This is a genomic window from Rheinheimera muenzenbergensis, from assembly GCF_036984005.1.
Lineage (GTDB): Bacteria > Pseudomonadota > Gammaproteobacteria > Enterobacterales > Alteromonadaceae > Alishewanella > Alishewanella muenzenbergensis.
This window is the reverse complement of the sequence record NZ_JALAAR010000001.1, coordinates 233409-249284: the sequence shown is the minus strand read 5'-3', so window position 1 is coordinate 249284 and position 15876 is coordinate 233409. Positions and strand designations below refer to the sequence as shown.

Genomic DNA, 15876 nt, shown 5'->3' with positions numbered 1-15876 from the left:
TATTCTGTCAGCTTGTCACGACATCACTGAGGTGATAAATGCTGTTACGCCCGGCAGCTTTGGCCTGATACAAGGCTTTGTCTGCTTTGGCAATCAGTCTGTCAGCGCTATGGTCCTGGGTTGGCCAAATACTGCTAAAGCCTACACTTAGCGTCAATAGTGAGCTGACTGCCGATTGCTGATGCATTATGGCCAGGGCTTTGAGATCGCGCTGGATACGCTTTGCAATAGTGTGGCATTCTTTTTCGCCGGCCCCCGGTAAAATAATGGCAAATTCTTCGCCGCCATAACGCGCTGCCAGCTCGCCCTGACGGCGGCATTGCTGTTGCAGCAGTTGGGCAACCTGCTGCAGGGCCTGATCACCAGCCTGATGGCCGTAGTGATCGTTGTAAGCTTTAAAGAAGTCGATATCCAGCATCAGTAATGCCAGTTGTTGTTGATGGCGGCTGGCGCGTTGCAGTTCCTGCTCCAGGTGCTGATCAAAATGGCGCCGGTTAGCAATGCCGGTTAATCCATCCTGATGCGCCTGTTGCTGCAGTTGAGCATTGGCCTGTTGCAGTTGTTCAGTAACCTGTTGCAGCGATTGGCGGTAGCTGACATTCTGCAGGGCATTAGCCAGCATATCACCTACCAGTTTCATGCGGCGTAAGTCATTACTGGTCCAGTTGCGTTGGCGCGCCACCATATCGCAGCCGACAAAACCCAGCAGCTTGTCTTCAGCCTGCATAGCGCAGCACAACACTGATTGAATGTCTTCGGCTTCAAATTCTTGTTTTTCTGCGCTGGCTTGCGGCGGCAGTTTAGCCACTTCATCAACGGCAAATACCAGATCCTGTTTAATAATATTAAAAAAATAGGGCAGCGCCGGCTGCGGAATTTGTTGCAGGTTGTCTTTGTGAGCGCGTATACCTTCGCGCACCCATTCATGGGTGTTGCTCATCATGCTGCCGTCGCCATTAAAAAGAAAAATATAGCTGCGATCAGCATGGCAAAACTCACCTACCGCTGCCAATGCATCCTCGATATGTTGGTCTAACTTGCTGGCTTTTACATTAATAAGTTCAGTGGAGATAAGTGAAATTAACTTGTCAAATGCCAGCGCCTCCTGCAGCTCTGCCAGCAGTTGGTTACTGTCTGAGGCCGCTGGTAAACGCTGTTGTGTCAGGCTACTGCTGCATAAACTGATCACTACACTGCTGTGCAAGGTAAACGATAAGGAGATAACCTTGCTTTGCAGCATCAGTTTTTGCCCGGCAATGCTAAGCGGCTGACACAGCTCAGTGCCACTCAGCGCCAGCAATAACGGGTTTTGCAGCAAGCTGAAGGGCTGATCGCTATCGGCAGTATTGAGCGGTAGCTGTTGAATATCACTAAGCGATAACAGGTTTTGTTGCGCCGGTAAGCCAAATAGCCTGAGCGCGGCCTGATTGGCGAAAACGGCTTTCCTGGCCTGCTCTTTGTAAAGCACGGCCAAAGGCAGTACATCAATTAGTGCCCAGAAGTGCGGGGCCGAGGTTTGTTCAGTCATAGCCAACCCGAAAGCAATTATGGTTTAACTATAACGGGTTTAATCAGCTTGGCAAAATGTAGCTAACGAAGTGGCGAAGTTTATCGCCACAGTTTTTGGCTTAGTGCGCTGACATCGGTATTACAGCCAGCAAGTAACCAGTCACAGATAGCGCTGGCAACGTTGGGATATTGCACCTGGTTTAGTGAATGTGGCTGCTGTAGCCACTGCGCTATCACTTCGGTGCTTAGTTGCTCTGTGCTTAGTGCCAACTTAAGCTGTGTCAGCGCCAGCGCGTTAGACTGTTGTTCCATCTGGCCTTGCAGCGGTTTAACCATAATGGTTTTGCCCAACTGCAGGGCTTCGCTTATCAGCTCAAAACCTGCATTGCTCAGCACATAGCTGCAGCTGGCTAAATCGGCTTTAAATGGCGCTAACGCCGGCGGATGTGTGCTGATATGGCCATCGCTATCTATGGCTAGGCCAGGACCATAAACGCAGAATTGGTAGCCGGTTAACGGCTTTAGCAACTTAAGCACCTGCTGCTGATCTTCAAAGGGTAAATAAACCAGCACCTGTTGTGGTTGTATCGCCACATCCAGAGGTTCTTCGTCGATTATAGGCGGCAATATCGGTTGGTTAAAATGATGCCAATGCAGGCCAAGTTGCATCTGCGCCGGCGCAAAATGTTTAAACACCATCTGGGTAACGACGTTATTGTGGCACTGTGGAATAGCATGCAAAAAAGCATATTGGTGGCCAATGGCAACGCTACGCTTGCCGGCACGACGGGCAGCATGGGCGGTTATAGGCTCAAAGTCGGTTATAACTAAATCATAGCTACTAACATCCAGGCTGTTGATATCCTGGCGTAACTCTCGCAATGAGGCTTGTTGTACACTTTTCCAGTAATTTACCCGGCCGGCTTCAGTAACAAAGGTCAGGCCGCGCTTTACCTGAAACTGGCCAAACTGCTGCATATCAAACAGCTGTGCAGCGTCGCGGCCGGAAAACAAATAATCTACCTGCACTGCCGCTTTTGCCAGATACTTCCCCATGGCGCGGGCCCGACTGATATGGCCATTACCTGTCGCCTGCACACCATAGAGAATTTTCATTGTTTATTCCTTGTTAGTATCCTGCCACACCAGGGCTTTAAAATGCGCCCGGCACATAGAGACATAGCTTTCATTACCGCCAATCTGCACTTGTGATCCGGCGGTAGCGGCTTTACCTTGCGCATCCAACCGTACGACAAAATTGGCCTTGCGGCCGCAATGACAAATGGTTTTCAGCTCTATCAGTTTGTCTGCCCAGGCCAGCAGTGCTTCACTGCCGGCAAAGGTTTCGCCTAAAAAGTCGGTACGCAGGCCAAACGCCAGCACCGGTATATTCAGCTCATCAACAATATTGGTAAGCTGGCGCACCTGGGCTTTGGATAAAAACTGCGCTTCGTCTATCAGCACACAATCCAGCTTCCCTTGCGCTTTTAGCTGCTGCACGTGGCCGACAAAGTCAAATTCGGCGTTAAAGACGTGCGCGTCCATGGCCAAACCAATTCGCGAGCTCACTTTGCCCAGGCCATACCTGTTATCCAGGGCAGCAGTGTAAATAGCCACTGTCATGCCTCTTTCCTGATAGTTATAAGCACTTTGCAGTAAAGAGGTCGATTTACCGGCATTCATCGCCGAGTAGTAAAAATATAATTGCGCCATGGCGTCACCTTAGAAAAAAGACCACGCAGTATAGCAACAACAACGGATAAAATATAAAGGCCTCAGATGACAGAATTAAGACGCTGGTAACTTTATTGCAGCTGCATTAAGCTCTGCAGCAATTAATAAGGAGCCTGATATGGAAAAATTTATTTTACTGCCGGTGTTCGTGCAGGTATTGCTAACCAGCGTGGTAATGGTGTTGATGGGACGTCGGCGCATTGCGGCGGCAAAAAACAAAGAAATTTCTCTGTCGGCATTTCGCACCATGAATTTAACCGGCGCCAACGAGCAGGTTATTGCCACCAGCCGCAATTTCGATAATCAGTTTCAAATGCCGATGCTGTATTTATTCAGCGTGCTGTTTACCCTGCAGTTGGGTGTTGCCGATGTGATTTATGTTGGCTTAGGTGCAGCCTTTGTGCTGTTAAGGGTAGTGCATACCCTGGTGCATGTTGGCAGTAACAAGGTACGGCTGCGCTTTAATGTGTTTTTACTTGGCTGCGTAGTGCTATGGGTTATATGGCTGCGACTGGTGTGGCAGGTACTGGCCGCGTAAGCGCTAACTAATGCTGGCGTATTTGTCGCTGTTTGGCAGCGGCTTTATTGCTGCTACTTTGTTTCCGGCCTCCAGTGAGGCATTGCTGTTGGCCCTGTTGGCGCAAGGCTATACGCCGTTGTGGTTGTTTGTTGCCGCTACCGCCGGTAATACATTGGGCTCTTGCGTTAACTGGTATTTAGGCTTACGGCTGCTTGATTTTCAGCATAAGCGCTGGTTTCCTGTGTCAGCGAGGGCAATAGCGGCGGCGCAGCAGCAATTTGGCCGTTTTGGTAAGCTAAGTTTGTTATTTGCCTGGCTGCCTGTGGTGGGAGACCCGTTAACTCTGGTAGCCGGGGTAATGAAAATCCCTTTTATACCGTTCTTGCTGCTGGTGCTGTTGGGTAAAGCGGTACGTTATGCCTTGTTAATCTGGCTGGGAAATGCCGCCCTGACATAATTAGCATTGGTAAAAAGGCCGCAGATCCGTCATCATTAGCCGCATTATCGGCCGCATAACAGGACTATTTTATGGAATACCAATTAACCGCTGAAGAACTTAACCGCATTACCACTTTAGACGCCGAACAGCGTTACGCTTACTTTGTGCAGGCGGTGGCCGATCTGGAGAAAATCTGGATTTTGGTAGATGATGATGGCTTCGTACTGGTAAGCGCAGAAGACGAGCGTTGTATTCCGGTTTGGCCACATGCCGAGCTGGCTGAGCAGTGGATTGAAGGCGAGTGGTCACATTGTACTGCACAAGCGGTAGATGTGGATACCTGGCTGGATAAGTGGACTTCAGGCTTAAACGGCGACGAACTGGCGATTGCGGTGTTGCCAGACACAGACGGCCCGGGCGTAGTAGTACTGCCGGATGAGCTGGCCGAAACCTTGATTAACGAAATGCAAGACGACGCATAAGTAAAAAAGCCCGCATTAGCGGGCTTTTGCTTTATTGGTATTAGCTTAGTGCAATACACGGGCGCGTAGCGTGCCAGGAATCGCTTTTAACTCGTTTAGTGCCTGTTCAACATCGTCTGAATCGATATCAATTACCACATAACCTATATCGGCATTGGTTTGCAGGTACTGGCCGGCAATGTTGATATTGTGCTTGGCAAAGGCTTCGTTGATCTTGGTCAGCACGCCAGGCTGGTTTTTATGAATATGCAGCAAACGTGAGCGGTCTTTATGTTCAGGCAGCGACACTTCCGGAAAGTTAACTGCTGACAGGGTAGAGCCGTTGTCGCTGTATTTCACCAGTTTACCGGCAACTTCAAAGCCGATATTTTCCTGTGCTTCCTGGGTTGAGCCGCCAATGTGCGGCGTTAAAATAACATTGTCGAACTCACGCAGTGGCGAAATAAACTCTTCATCGTTGCCTTTGGGCTCGACCGGAAACACGTCAATAGCCGCGCCGGCCAGTTTTTTGCTGCGTAGCGCGTCGGTTAATGCATCAATATCAACCACAGTACCGCGGGAGGCATTAATTAAAATGCTGCCAGGTTTCATCAGCTCCAGCTCTGCTTCGCCAATCATATTTTTGGTTTGCGCTGTTTCCGGCACATGCAGGCTGATCACATCTGAGGTTTTTAGCAGAGTGCCAAAATTTACCTGGGTGGCGTTGCCTAATACCAACTTGTCTTCGATGTCATAAAATTGCACCCGCATACCGATATTTTCGGCCATGATACTTAACTGAGTGCCGATATGGCCATAACCGATAATGCCAAGGGTTTTACCGCGGGCCTCAAACGAATTGTTGGCGGTTTTTTGCCATTCGCCGCGATGGGCCGCAGCGTTGCGCTGTGGGATACCCCGCAGCAACATTATAATTTGCCCCAGCACCAATTCCGCTACCGAGCGGGTGTTAGAAAATGGCGCATTAAATACCGGAATGGCACGCTTTAATGCCGCAGTTAAGTCAACCTGATTGGTGCCAATGCAAAAACAGCCGATAGCGACCAGTTTACCGGCGGCATCCAATACTTTTTCTGTCAGTTGGGTACGTGAGCGGATGCCGATAAAGTGCACGTCTTTAATCCGCTCTATCAGTTCCTCTTCCGGCAGTGAGGTTTTTAAATATTCAATATTGCTGTAGCCCTGGTTTTTAAAACTTTGCACAGCACTTTGGTGCAAGCCTTCCAGTAGCAATATTTTTATCTTGTCTTTGGCCAGCGAAAATTTTTCCATGTCACTCTCTTCATTAAATTAAAAAAAATCAATTGGTTATTGTTATTTTTATTATATTTTCGTGGGCCCTGCTGTTATTTACTTAAGCTGTTATTTTATAACCTGAGTGCCGGCGCTGGTGCCAACCAGCACCATATCGGCAGCACGCTGCGCAAAAATGCCGTTGGTTACCACACCGACAATATTATTAATGTGCTGCTCCATTTGCAGCGGGTGGCTAATGGCTAAATCATGCACATCCAGAATGACATTACCATTGTCGGTGGTAACCCCATCCCGCAGTACTGGCCGGCCGCCCAGTTTTGTCAGCTCGCGCGCAACATAGCTGCTGGCCATTGGGATAACTTCAACCGGTAACGGAAATTTACCCAGCACTTCGACCTGTTTGCTTTGGTCTACGATACAGATAAACGTATCGGCGACGGCGGCAACAATTTTTTCCCGGGTAAGGGCTGCACCACCGCCTTTTATCATATGTTTTTCTGCGTTAATTTCATCGGCGCCATCAACGTACACACTAAAGCTGTCGATGCTGTTTAAATCCAGCACCTCGATACCCAGCGCTTTGAGCTTTGCAGTCGATTGTACCGAACTGGACACGGCGCCTTTAATTTCATGCTTAATGCTGGCCAGCGCATCGATAAAATGATTGACGGTCGAACCGGTGCCAACACCTACAACAGTGTGGCGTGGCACATATTCTAATGCGGCCCAGGCGGCGTTTTTTTTCATTTCATCTTGTGTCATTGCAGATCCAAAGTCATTTAGCCATACAGACGGATATTATATCGAAAGGCCTTGCCGACAAAAGGGCAAAAGCAGAAAAAGGCGAAAACTGTTGCTGGTTTTAAATTGCACATTATTGAGGAGGCCAGAAACGCGATCTGGTCGGCACAGAGTGTCTGAGCCCTGCCGCAGGCTTTAGAGCGAGTTGCTGTGCCGAGCCAGAGCGGGTATTGTGGCCGGATTTTATACTATGAGCTTTGAGAAACTTAAAACTTTAACACTTGCTCCGGCGTAATAATCTGCTGTAACGGAATATCCCAGCTTTCGCAGGGCAAGTCGTCAACTTGCTGGCAGGCGTGCGCCAGGCCAATAAGCTGGCAATGGCTGTCGGTTGGCAATTGCGCCAGAGTGCGATCATAAAAGCCGCCGCCCATACCAAGGCGGTTGCCGGCTGCGTCAAAGGCGACCAGCGGTGTGAAAATCATATCCAGTTGCTTAACGGGCGCCAGGCGGTGGCATTCAGGTAAAGGTTCAGCAATACCAAAATTATTAGGATACAGCCGTGTGTGCTGCTGATACTGCACAAATACAAGGTAACCCGCAGCAAACGGATGTAACACTGGCAGGTACAGGGTTTTGCCCAGTTGCCACAGCGCCTGAATCAGCGGCAGGGTATCCAGCTCACCATCATTGGCTAAATACAGCGCTATATGCTGGCAGGTGGCCAATTGCGGTAACGCCAGCACCTGTGTGGCTAAAGCTGTGGCAGCTTGCTGCTGCACAGCCGGGCTGAGTTGTTGCCGTAATTGACGAATGTGCTGACGTAATAGTTTGCGTTGTTCGGTTTTAGTTGGCACGGCAATTACAATGATTACAGGAAAAAGTACCGGCTAGTATGCCCGAAGCGGGGCAGAAGAAAAGAGGTTCTCCAAATTGCCGTGTCTGATATTAGCCCTTGAACCATAGGTTCAAGGCGGGAGTCAGATGACTGCCTCAGGCTTCCCGGTACGGGCCGGGCTTGCACACTGGCAGTGCAGAAGAATCCCTGGGTAAAAACAATTATCGGCTCAGGGACATCTATCTGATCACTAACAACTCAGAGAACAGGCCTAAGTATAACACTGCGTTGCTCGCTGTATATGTCTATCCGTCGCAGTTTTACGGTGATTAGTGCTAGTTGCATGGTTTTACAGCAACTTTTGTTTACGCTTTGTGCTGTATCAGCTTTTGTGCTGCTAAAGTTGGCGCAACTCGCTGCTGGTGGTAGCATTAAAGTAATTTTAGAACGGGCGTGTTTAGGTATGGGCGGCGAGACTTTACTGACTTATGATGAATGGAGCCACAGGCTTGAGCAAGCTTTTGTGCTGGCCTCTGCAGCTGAGGTGCATGGCCTGATCGCAGGCTTGCTAAGTGCCGGGGTTGAGCCGGCTGGCGAGCAAATGTTGCCAGTGTTGCACGACTTTTTAAATGACGGCCAGGCCTTGCCGCAGTCGGTAAAAGCGGATGTGCTGGAACTGATAGAGCACACCAATAAAGAACTGAAGCAAAATGATTTTAGTTTTGCCTTGCTGCTGCCAGGCGATGACGACAGTCTGCCCGAGCGGCTGGAGGCCATGATTGAGTGGACTCAGGCGTTTCTGGTCGGCTTTGCCATAGTACAAACCGATTTATCGCTGGTGTCGGCTGATGTGCGCGAGGCGCTGGAACAGCTGACCGATGTCACCAAAATAGATATTTACACCACTGACGATGGCAGTGCTGACGAAAATGACGAAGCGTATTTTCTGGTGCTTGAGCATATCCGTATTATGGTACTGGCCTGTTTTACTGAGGTAGGGCAAAAGTTTAGTGCCCGTCCTGTTAGCAATAAGACCTTGCATTGATGACGACTAACCAGTTTGATGTGGTGATTGCCGGTGGCGGTATGGCCGGCAGTACTCTGGCGCACGCCTTGCTGCAGGCCTTGCCCAGCCTGAGTATTGCCATTATTGAGCAGCAGGCCGAACCGGTAAGCCAGGTTAGTTTTGATAGCCGCAGCATTGCCCTGGCTGCAGCCAGCTGCCAGCTGCTGGCGCAGTGGCAACTGTGGCCAGAATTAAAAGCCAAAGCCTGCGCTATTAAACAAATACTGGTGTCGGATCGTGGCCATGCCGGCAAAACCAGCTTAAGCGCCGATGAGTATCAGCTGGATGCACTGGGCTATGTGTTAGAAGTTGAGCATTTAGGCGCGTTACTAACGCAGAAGCTGGCGCAAAAGCAGCAAATTACACATTTTGCGCCCAATGTTATCAGCCGCTTAGATGCGTCGGCTGATGTTCAGCATATTGGCCTGAATGACGGCACTGAGCTTAGCGCAAAACTGCTGGTCATTGCCGAAGGTGGGTTATCGCCAAGCCGCAGTCTGGCAGGATTTACCGTTACCGAGCGTCAGTATGGCCAGCATGCCATTATTGCCAATCTGGCGTTAAGTGAGCCGCACCGGCAGCGGGCCTTTGAACGTTTTACTGAACATGGCCCTATAGCTTTGCTGCCACTTACTGAGCAGCGCTACTCACTGGTGTATACCGCAACCGATAACGATGCTTTAGCATTAATGCAGTTAGACGACGCCGCTTTTTTAGCCCGGGTGCAGCAGGCGTTTGGTTATCGTGCCGGCCTTTTTACCGGCGTTGGCAAGCGGGCCTGTTATCCGCTTAGTTTAAGGTTAAGCGGCGATATAGTGCGCCATCGCGTGGCGCTGCTTGGCAACAGCTTACATAATTTACACCCGATAGCCGGCCAGGGTTTTAACCTGGCGCTGCGTGATATTGCCCAGCTGGTAGCGCAGCTGCAGGCGCAGCCCAATGCCATTGGCAGTTACGCTATGCTGCGGGCGTATCAGCAGCAGCGTAGTCAGGATATTGCAACTGTCAGCACGGCAACCGATGCTTTGGTGCGGCTATTTTCTAACCGCTCACGCCTGGTGGCACTGGCGCGCAATGCCGGCCTGGTCGCCATGAGTTTATGTGATGAGTTAAAACGGCCTTTGGCCGAACAGGCAATGGGGTTTCGCAGCTAAATGCAAAATGTTGATATAACCATAGTTGGCGCTGGCAGCGCCGGTTTAACGCTGGCAGCACTGCTGGCGCCGTTAAACCTGAGCATAGTCGTGCTGGAGCAGGGCAGTGCGCCGGATCTTAGCAAAGTAAGCCATCAACGTGTCAGTGCGCTTAATTTGGCCAGCCAGCGTTTGCTTAGCCACCTTGGCGCCTGGGAGCCCATTGCAGCGTCGGCCGCACCCTATACACAGATGCAGGTGTGGGACAGCGACAGCTTTGCCCGCATAGCCTTTGATGCAAGCAGCGAAGGCGTAGCCGCGCTGGGGTATATTTGCGACAACGAGCAAATTCGCCTGGCGTTGTATCAACAACTGCACAAACTGCCGAATGTTAAGTTTGAATTTAACTGCAGCATTAAAAGCCTGGTGCAGAGCGAGCGCGAGGTGCTTGTAAACATAAACCAGCAGCAATTATTGCTAAGCCGGCTGCTGGTAGGCGCTGATGGCATAAATTCTATGGTGCGCAGCAGCATGCAGTTGCCGCTGACGCACTGGGATTACGAGCAACAAGCCATAGTCGCCACTATTAATACTGCCGAGGCGCACAATAATGTGGCGCGGCAGGTGTTTTTACCCGACGGGCCACTGGCCTTGCTGCCGCTGCCACAAGCAAAACAGTGTTCAATTGTCTGGAGTTGTAAACCAGAGCGTGCCGCTCAGCTGCTGGCACTGGACGAGCAGGGCTTTAATCAGGCGTTGACTGCAGCCAGTAACAGTGTGCTGGGTGTGCTGCAGCTACATAACCAGCCAAAAGCTTTTGCTTTAACCATGCGTTATGCCAGCAGTTGGCTGCAAGGCCGCACGGTACTGGTTGCCGATGCTGCGCACAGCATACACCCGTTGGCCGGTCAGGGTATGAATTTGGGCCTGATGGATGTTGCTGCATTAGCAGAACTAATAACGCAAGCCATTGAAGACGGCCAGGACTTTTGTGAGCAGCGGCTGCTGCGCCAATATGAGCGCTGGCGCAAGGCGGAAGCACAAACGCTGATCGCGGCCATGGAAGTGTTCAAACGTGGTTTCAGTAATTCGCAGCCATTACTAAAGCTGGTAAGAGCTGTTGGCATGACAGGCATGAACAAATTGCCCTGGCTGAAAAGCCAGATCATCGCGCAAGCCCTTGGCAACAGTGGCGACTTGCCAAAACTGGCGCGGCCGGCATCCCGTTATAAGGTGTCAGTCTGAGTTAGTTTTTTTAGTTATTGTAGTTGTCGCATTACAAAAACTAATCAATCAGGGGCTGTTTGCTGACATCACCTTGCGTTATAATCCGGTCGCCTTTTTATCCGCCAACACTGCATAAGCTGTTAAAAAGCAGGCTGTGGCGCTGTACAGCGCAGGCGGGCCTTACATTAAGCAGGATATAACAATGGCTAATCAAACTGCGTTACATGGCAAGCACCTGGAAGCCGGTGCCAAAATGGTCGACTTCTTTGGCTGGGATATGCCGATCAACTACGGCTCTCAAATTGAAGAGCATCATGCCGTGCGCCGTGACGCCGGTATGTTCGATGTATCTCACATGACAATTGTTGACTTAAAAGGCGCCCAAACCCGCGCCTTTTTGCGTTATTTACTGGCCAATGACGTCGCTAAGCTGACTGTGCCGGGTAAAGCGCTGTACAGCGGCATGCTAAATGAAGCCGGCGGCGTAATTGATGATTTAATTGTGTATTTCCTGCAGGAAGATTTCTTCCGTCTGGTGGTGAATTCCGCCACCCGTGAAAAAGATTTAGCTCACATCAATAAAGAAGCGGCGGCCTTTAACGTAACGGTTACAGAACGGCCGGAGTTTGCCATGATTGCGGTACAGGGCCCCAATGCCAAAGCCAAGGTAGCGACCTTGTTAAGCGACGAGCAGCAAGCCGCCGTTGCTGGTATGAAGCCGTTTTTTGGCGTACAGGCCGGTGATTTATTTATTGCCACTACCGGTTACACCGGTGAAGACGGCTACGAGATTGCCTTACCCAACGAGCAAGCCGCTGATTTTTGGCAAAAACTGCTGGACGCCGGTGTAGCACCGTCTGGTTTAGGCGCCCGCGATACGCTGCGTTTAGAAGCTGGTATGAATTTATACGGCCAGGATATGGACGAAACTGTATCGCCGTTAGCCGCCAATATGGGCTGGACCATTGCCTGGGCGCCGGAAGAGCGCAACTTTATCGGCCGCAAAGCGTTAGAGCTGCATAAAGCTCAGGGTACCGCTAAGCTGGTGGGTTTGGTGATGGAAGCCAAAGGCGTATTACGTCACGGCCAGCGCGTAGTGGTAGAAGGCGGTGAGGGTGAAATTACCTCAGGCACTTTCTCGCCAACGCTGGGCTTTAGTATTGCCATGGCACGGGTGCCAGCGACAGTAGGTGACACTGCTGAAGTTGATATCCGCGGTAAGATGGTAGCGGTAAAAGTGGTAAAACCGGCTTTTGTGCGCATGGGCAAAAAAGTCATCTAAACTGTTTTAATGTTTAAAAACTAAACTAATTAAGAACGCCAGCTAAGGATTAAACAATGAGCTCAATTCCTAACACGTTAAAATACGCCAGCAGCCACGAGTGGGCACGCGATGAGGGTAACGGTGTTTTCACCGTCGGTATCACTGAGCATGCACAGGGCCTGTTGGGCGATATGGTGTTTGTTGAACTGCCGGAAGTCGGCGCTTCGGTAACTCAGGGTGATGACTGCGCGGTAGCTGAGTCAGTAAAGGCGGCTTCTGATATTTATGCGCCACTGTCGGGCGAAATTGTTGAAGTCAACGAAGCCTTAACGGATTCGCCAGAGCTGGTTAACAGCAGCCCGTACGAAGATGGCTGGATGTTTAAAATTAAAGTGTCTGACGAAGCTGAGCTGTCAGCCCTGTTAGACGCCGAAGGCTATAAAAACTCTATCGACGAGTAAGCCCGCTTCTAAAAGTCCGTTTAAGCCCCGTGCCCGTACAAATGAGTTACCAAGCCACGGGGCTTAACTTTAGTAACAACTAAACCTTATCAGGACATTCAAGGCATGACCAACTCCGCTGTGAAAACCCTGTCGCAACTTGCGAACCACGAAGAATTTATTCAGCGCCATATTGGCCCTGACGCTGCCGAAACCGCCGCTATGTTAAGCGAGCTGGGCGTTGACAGCATGGAAACGCTGATTGCACAAACCGTTCCGGCGGATATCCGCCTGCCTAAGCCATTGTCGACAGGCCAGGCCCGCTCTGAAGCCGATGCGCTGGCACACCTAAAGCAGGTGGCCGGCAAGAACAAGATGTTCAAATCTTACATTGGTATGGGCTATCACCCAACATTAACGCCAAATGTTATTTTGCGTAATGTGCTGGAAAACCCGGGTTGGTATACGGCCTATACACCTTATCAGCCAGAAATTGCCCAGGGCCGCTTAGAAGCCTTGTTAAACTTCCAAACGCTGACACTGGATTTAACCGGTATGGAGCTGGCCAGCGCCTCGTTGCTGGATGAAGCGACTGCTGCTGCCGAAGCCATGGCACTTGCCAAACGGGTAACCAAAAGCAAATCTAATCTGTATTTTATTGCCGACGATGTACACCCACAAACTATCGACGTGGTAAAAACCCGGGCCGAAATGTTTGGTTTTGACATCGTGGTGGGTAAGGCGGCAGAAGCCGACAGCCATGATGTGTTTGGTGCCTTAATTCAGTACCCAACCACTAACGGCGATATTCGTAACGACAGCGCCTTAATTGCTGCGCTGCAGGCGAAAAAAGCTATCGTTGCCGTGGCAACCGATCCGATGGCTCTGATGCTGTTAAAATCACCTGGTCAATTAGGTGCCGACGTGGTGCTGGGCTCGGCGCAGCGCTTTGGCGTACCTATGGCCTTTGGTGGCCCACACGCAGCGTTTTTTGCTACCCGCGATGCCTATAAGCGTTCTATGCCGGGCCGTATTATCGGGGTATCCAAAGATCGTCGTGGCAACAGCGCCCTGCGTATGGCAATGCAAACCCGCGAGCAGCATATCCGCCGCGAAAAAGCCAACTCTAACATCTGTACTGCCCAGGTATTACTGGCCAACATCGCCTCGTTCTACGCCGTATACCACGGTCCGCAAGGCCTGAAAAACATTGCTCAGCGTATACACCGCAGTGCTGATATTTTCGCAGCCGGTTTAACGGCTAAAGGCGTTAAGCTGCAAAATCAACACTGGTTTGATACGGTAAGCTTCAGTGTGGCTGACCGCGCTGCTGTCATCAGCCGTGCTTTAGCTGCCGGTGTAAACCTGCGCACCGATATGGCCGACTGCCTGGCGGTAAGCTTTAACGAAGCCAGCAACAGTGCGGATATCGCCCAGTTGTTTGATATAGTGCTGGGTACTGGACATGGTTTAAGCGTCGATGCACTGGACAGCGCTATTGTAGCCAACGGCAGTAAGTCTATTCCGGCTGATTTAGCCCGTACCGACAGCGTGCTGGGCCACCCGGTGTTTAACCAGTATCACAGTGAAACTGAGATGCTGCGTTATATCAAGAAGCTGGAAAACAAAGACTTAGCCTTAAACCACTCGATGATCTCGTTAGGTTCATGCACCATGAAGCTAAACGCGACCGCCGAGATGATCCCGATCACCTGGCCGGAATTTGCCAGCTTGCACCCGTTCGTACCGCGTGATCAGGCTGATGGTTACTACGAAATGATAACCGAGCTGGGCGACTGGCTGGTAAACATCACCGGCTATGACAATATCTCAATGCAGCCTAACTCGGGTGCACAGGGTGAATACGCCGGTTTAGTGGCCATCCGTAAGTATCACGAAAGCCGTGGCGATGCGCACCGTAATATCTGCTTAATTCCGGTATCGGCGCACGGGACTAACCCGGCAACAGCAGCAATGGCCAGCTTTGACGTGGTACTGGTAGAGTGCGACAAGCGCGGCAATATCGATATGAGCGATCTAAAAGCCAAAGCGGCTGAAGTAGGCGATCGCTTAGCTGCTATCATGGTTACCTATCCGTCTACCCACGGTGTATTTGAAGAAAGTATCCGTGAGCTGTGCGACATCGTACACAGCTATGGCGGCCAGGTGTACATGGACGGCGCCAACATGAACGCGCAGGTAGGGGTAACCTCACCTGGCTTTATCGGCTCAGACGTATCGCACTTAAACCTGCACAAAACGTTCTGTATTCCACACGGCGGTGGCGGCCCGGGTATGGGGCCTATTGGCGTGAAAAGCCATTTAGCGCCATTCCTGCCTAACCATGCCGTGGTTAAAATTGACGGCACCGGCGTAAGCAACGGTGCTGTATCGGCCGCGCCTTTTGGCAGCGCCGGCATTTTGCCAATCAGCTGGATGTATATTGCCATGATGGGCGCTGACGGCTTAAAACAGGCTACCGAATACGCCATTTTAAATGCTAACTACATGGCGAAAAAGCTCGACCCGTTATTCCCGGTATTGTACCGCGGCACTAACGGCCGGGTAGCGCACGAATGTATTATCGACATTCGTCCGTTAAAAGAAGCCAGCGGCATTACCGAGATGGACATTGCCAAGCGTTTAATGGACTTTGGTTACCACTCGCCAACAATGAGCTTCCCGGTAGCCGGCACCCTGATGATTGAGCCAACAGAATCAGAAAGCAAAGCCGAGCTGGATAAGTTTATTGAAGCGATGAGCACCATCCGTGCCGAAATTGCTAAGGTGCAATCTGGTGAGTGGACAGTGGACAACAACCCACTGGCGTTCGCACCACATACCATGCAAGACATTTTCGACCCGGCCTGGGATCGCGCCTACGAGCGCCAGTACGCCGCCTTCCCGGTAGCCTACGTGGCAGAGAACAAGTTCTGGCCAACCGTCAGCCGCATCGACGACGTTTACGGCGACCGTAACCTGATCTGCGCCTGCCCAAGCCCGGAAGCGTATCGCTAAGCGGTTAGTATTTATTGATCCCATGAAATAAGTCGTTTAATGGGATTAAATAAGTCGTTTAACGGAAATAAGTCGTTTAAAAGTTAAAGCCCACTTTTAGTGGGCTTTTTGTTGTCAGCCTTAAACCACCTCCTATGGAGGTGGTGATCGTTTAGTCGGGGCTATGCCCGTAGAGTACCCATTGTCAGCGTGTAATTAAGTTTGTGAC

15 protein-coding genes and 1 other RNA gene are annotated in these 15876 nt (G+C 50.8%); 9 read left to right on the top strand and 7 right to left on the bottom strand.

Features of this window, described 5'->3' with window-relative positions:
* Nucleotides 1–7: 7 nt before the first annotated feature.
* The 3 genes from MN202_RS01090 to MN202_RS01080 all read right to left on the bottom strand — a co-directional run bounded on the left by MN202_RS01090 (nucleotide 8) and on the right by MN202_RS01080 (nucleotide 3222).
* On the bottom strand, nucleotides 8–1528 hold the full coding sequence (locus tag MN202_RS01090) for a diguanylate cyclase domain-containing protein (protein ID WP_335734234.1): 1521 nt from the start codon (nucleotides 1526–1528) through the stop codon (nucleotides 8–10).
* A gap of 80 nt (nucleotides 1529–1608) precedes the next feature.
* Nucleotides 1609–2625, bottom strand: coding sequence for an MJ1255/VC2487 family glycosyltransferase (locus MN202_RS01085; RefSeq protein ID WP_335734233.1), 1017 nt, complete (start codon nucleotides 2623–2625; stop codon nucleotides 1609–1611).
* A 3-nt stretch (nucleotides 2626–2628) separates the two neighbouring features.
* Nucleotides 2629–3222 (bottom strand): thymidine kinase, encoded by a 594-nt coding sequence (locus MN202_RS01080; protein WP_335734232.1) that lies wholly within the window; start codon nucleotides 3220–3222, stop codon nucleotides 2629–2631.
* Nucleotides 3223–3361: 139 nt separating this feature from the next.
* On the opposite strand from MN202_RS01080, the gene MN202_RS01075 reads away from it, so the two are divergent.
* The 3 genes from MN202_RS01075 to MN202_RS01065 all read left to right on the top strand — a co-directional run bounded on the left by MN202_RS01075 (nucleotide 3362) and on the right by MN202_RS01065 (nucleotide 4684).
* Complete coding sequence (locus MN202_RS01075; protein WP_335734231.1) at nucleotides 3362–3781, top strand: MAPEG family protein; 420 nt, start codon at nucleotides 3362–3364, stop codon at nucleotides 3779–3781.
* A gap of 10 nt (nucleotides 3782–3791) precedes the next feature.
* Nucleotides 3792–4220 (top strand): YqaA family protein, encoded by a 429-nt coding sequence (locus tag MN202_RS01070; RefSeq protein WP_335734230.1) that lies wholly within the window; start codon nucleotides 3792–3794, stop codon nucleotides 4218–4220.
* 71 nt (nucleotides 4221–4291) lie between these two features.
* Complete coding sequence (locus MN202_RS01065) at nucleotides 4292–4684, top strand: DUF2750 domain-containing protein (protein WP_335734229.1); 393 nt, start codon at nucleotides 4292–4294, stop codon at nucleotides 4682–4684.
* Between the two features lie 45 nt (nucleotides 4685–4729).
* Here MN202_RS01065 and serA read toward each other — a convergent pair whose 3' ends face one another.
* The 4 genes from serA to ssrS form a co-directional block, all read right to left on the bottom strand.
* Nucleotides 4730–5956, bottom strand: coding sequence for a phosphoglycerate dehydrogenase (gene serA, locus MN202_RS01060; protein ID WP_335734228.1), 1227 nt, complete (start codon nucleotides 5954–5956; stop codon nucleotides 4730–4732).
* A gap of 90 nt (nucleotides 5957–6046) precedes the next feature.
* The gene (rpiA, locus tag MN202_RS01055) at nucleotides 6047–6703 is read right to left on the bottom strand and encodes a ribose-5-phosphate isomerase RpiA (RefSeq protein ID WP_335734227.1); all 657 of its coding nucleotides are present in this window, start codon (nucleotides 6701–6703) and stop codon (nucleotides 6047–6049) included.
* Nucleotides 6704–6948: 245 nt separating this feature from the next.
* Nucleotides 6949–7539: a 5-formyltetrahydrofolate cyclo-ligase gene (locus MN202_RS01050; RefSeq protein ID WP_335734226.1), complete on the bottom strand. Its 591-nt coding sequence runs from the start codon at nucleotides 7537–7539 to the stop codon at nucleotides 6949–6951.
* Between the two features lie 64 nt (nucleotides 7540–7603).
* Nucleotides 7604–7788: non-coding RNA, 6S RNA (ssrS, locus tag MN202_RS01045), on the bottom strand.
* A 135-nt stretch (nucleotides 7789–7923) separates the two neighbouring features.
* On the opposite strand from ssrS, the gene MN202_RS01040 reads away from it, so the two are divergent.
* The 6 genes from MN202_RS01040 (at nucleotide 7924) to gcvP (ending at nucleotide 15668) form a co-directional block, all read left to right on the top strand.
* The gene (locus MN202_RS01040) at nucleotides 7924–8565 is read left to right on the top strand and encodes a UPF0149 family protein (protein WP_335734225.1); all 642 of its coding nucleotides are present in this window, start codon (nucleotides 7924–7926) and stop codon (nucleotides 8563–8565) included.
* A complete protein-coding gene (gene ubiH, locus MN202_RS01035; RefSeq protein WP_335734224.1) occupies nucleotides 8565–9740 on the top strand; it encodes a 2-octaprenyl-6-methoxyphenyl hydroxylase in 1176 nt (391 codons plus the stop codon). The genes MN202_RS01040 and ubiH overlap by 1 nt, the downstream gene beginning before the upstream one ends.
* Entirely contained in the window at nucleotides 9741–10964 is a 1224-nt protein-coding gene (locus tag MN202_RS01030) for an FAD-dependent monooxygenase (RefSeq protein ID WP_335734223.1), read from the top strand.
* 184 nt (nucleotides 10965–11148) lie between these two features.
* Nucleotides 11149–12228: a glycine cleavage system aminomethyltransferase GcvT gene (gcvT, locus tag MN202_RS01025; protein ID WP_335734222.1), complete on the top strand. Its 1080-nt coding sequence runs from the start codon at nucleotides 11149–11151 to the stop codon at nucleotides 12226–12228.
* Between the two features lie 56 nt (nucleotides 12229–12284).
* On the top strand, nucleotides 12285–12671 hold the full coding sequence (gene gcvH, locus MN202_RS01020) for a glycine cleavage system protein GcvH (protein ID WP_335734221.1): 387 nt from the start codon (nucleotides 12285–12287) through the stop codon (nucleotides 12669–12671).
* A 105-nt stretch (nucleotides 12672–12776) separates the two neighbouring features.
* Nucleotides 12777–15668, top strand: a complete 2892-nt coding sequence (gene gcvP, locus MN202_RS01015; RefSeq protein ID WP_335734220.1) for an aminomethyl-transferring glycine dehydrogenase — start codon at nucleotides 12777–12779, stop codon at nucleotides 15666–15668.
* Nucleotides 15669–15876: the final 208 nt, after the last annotated feature.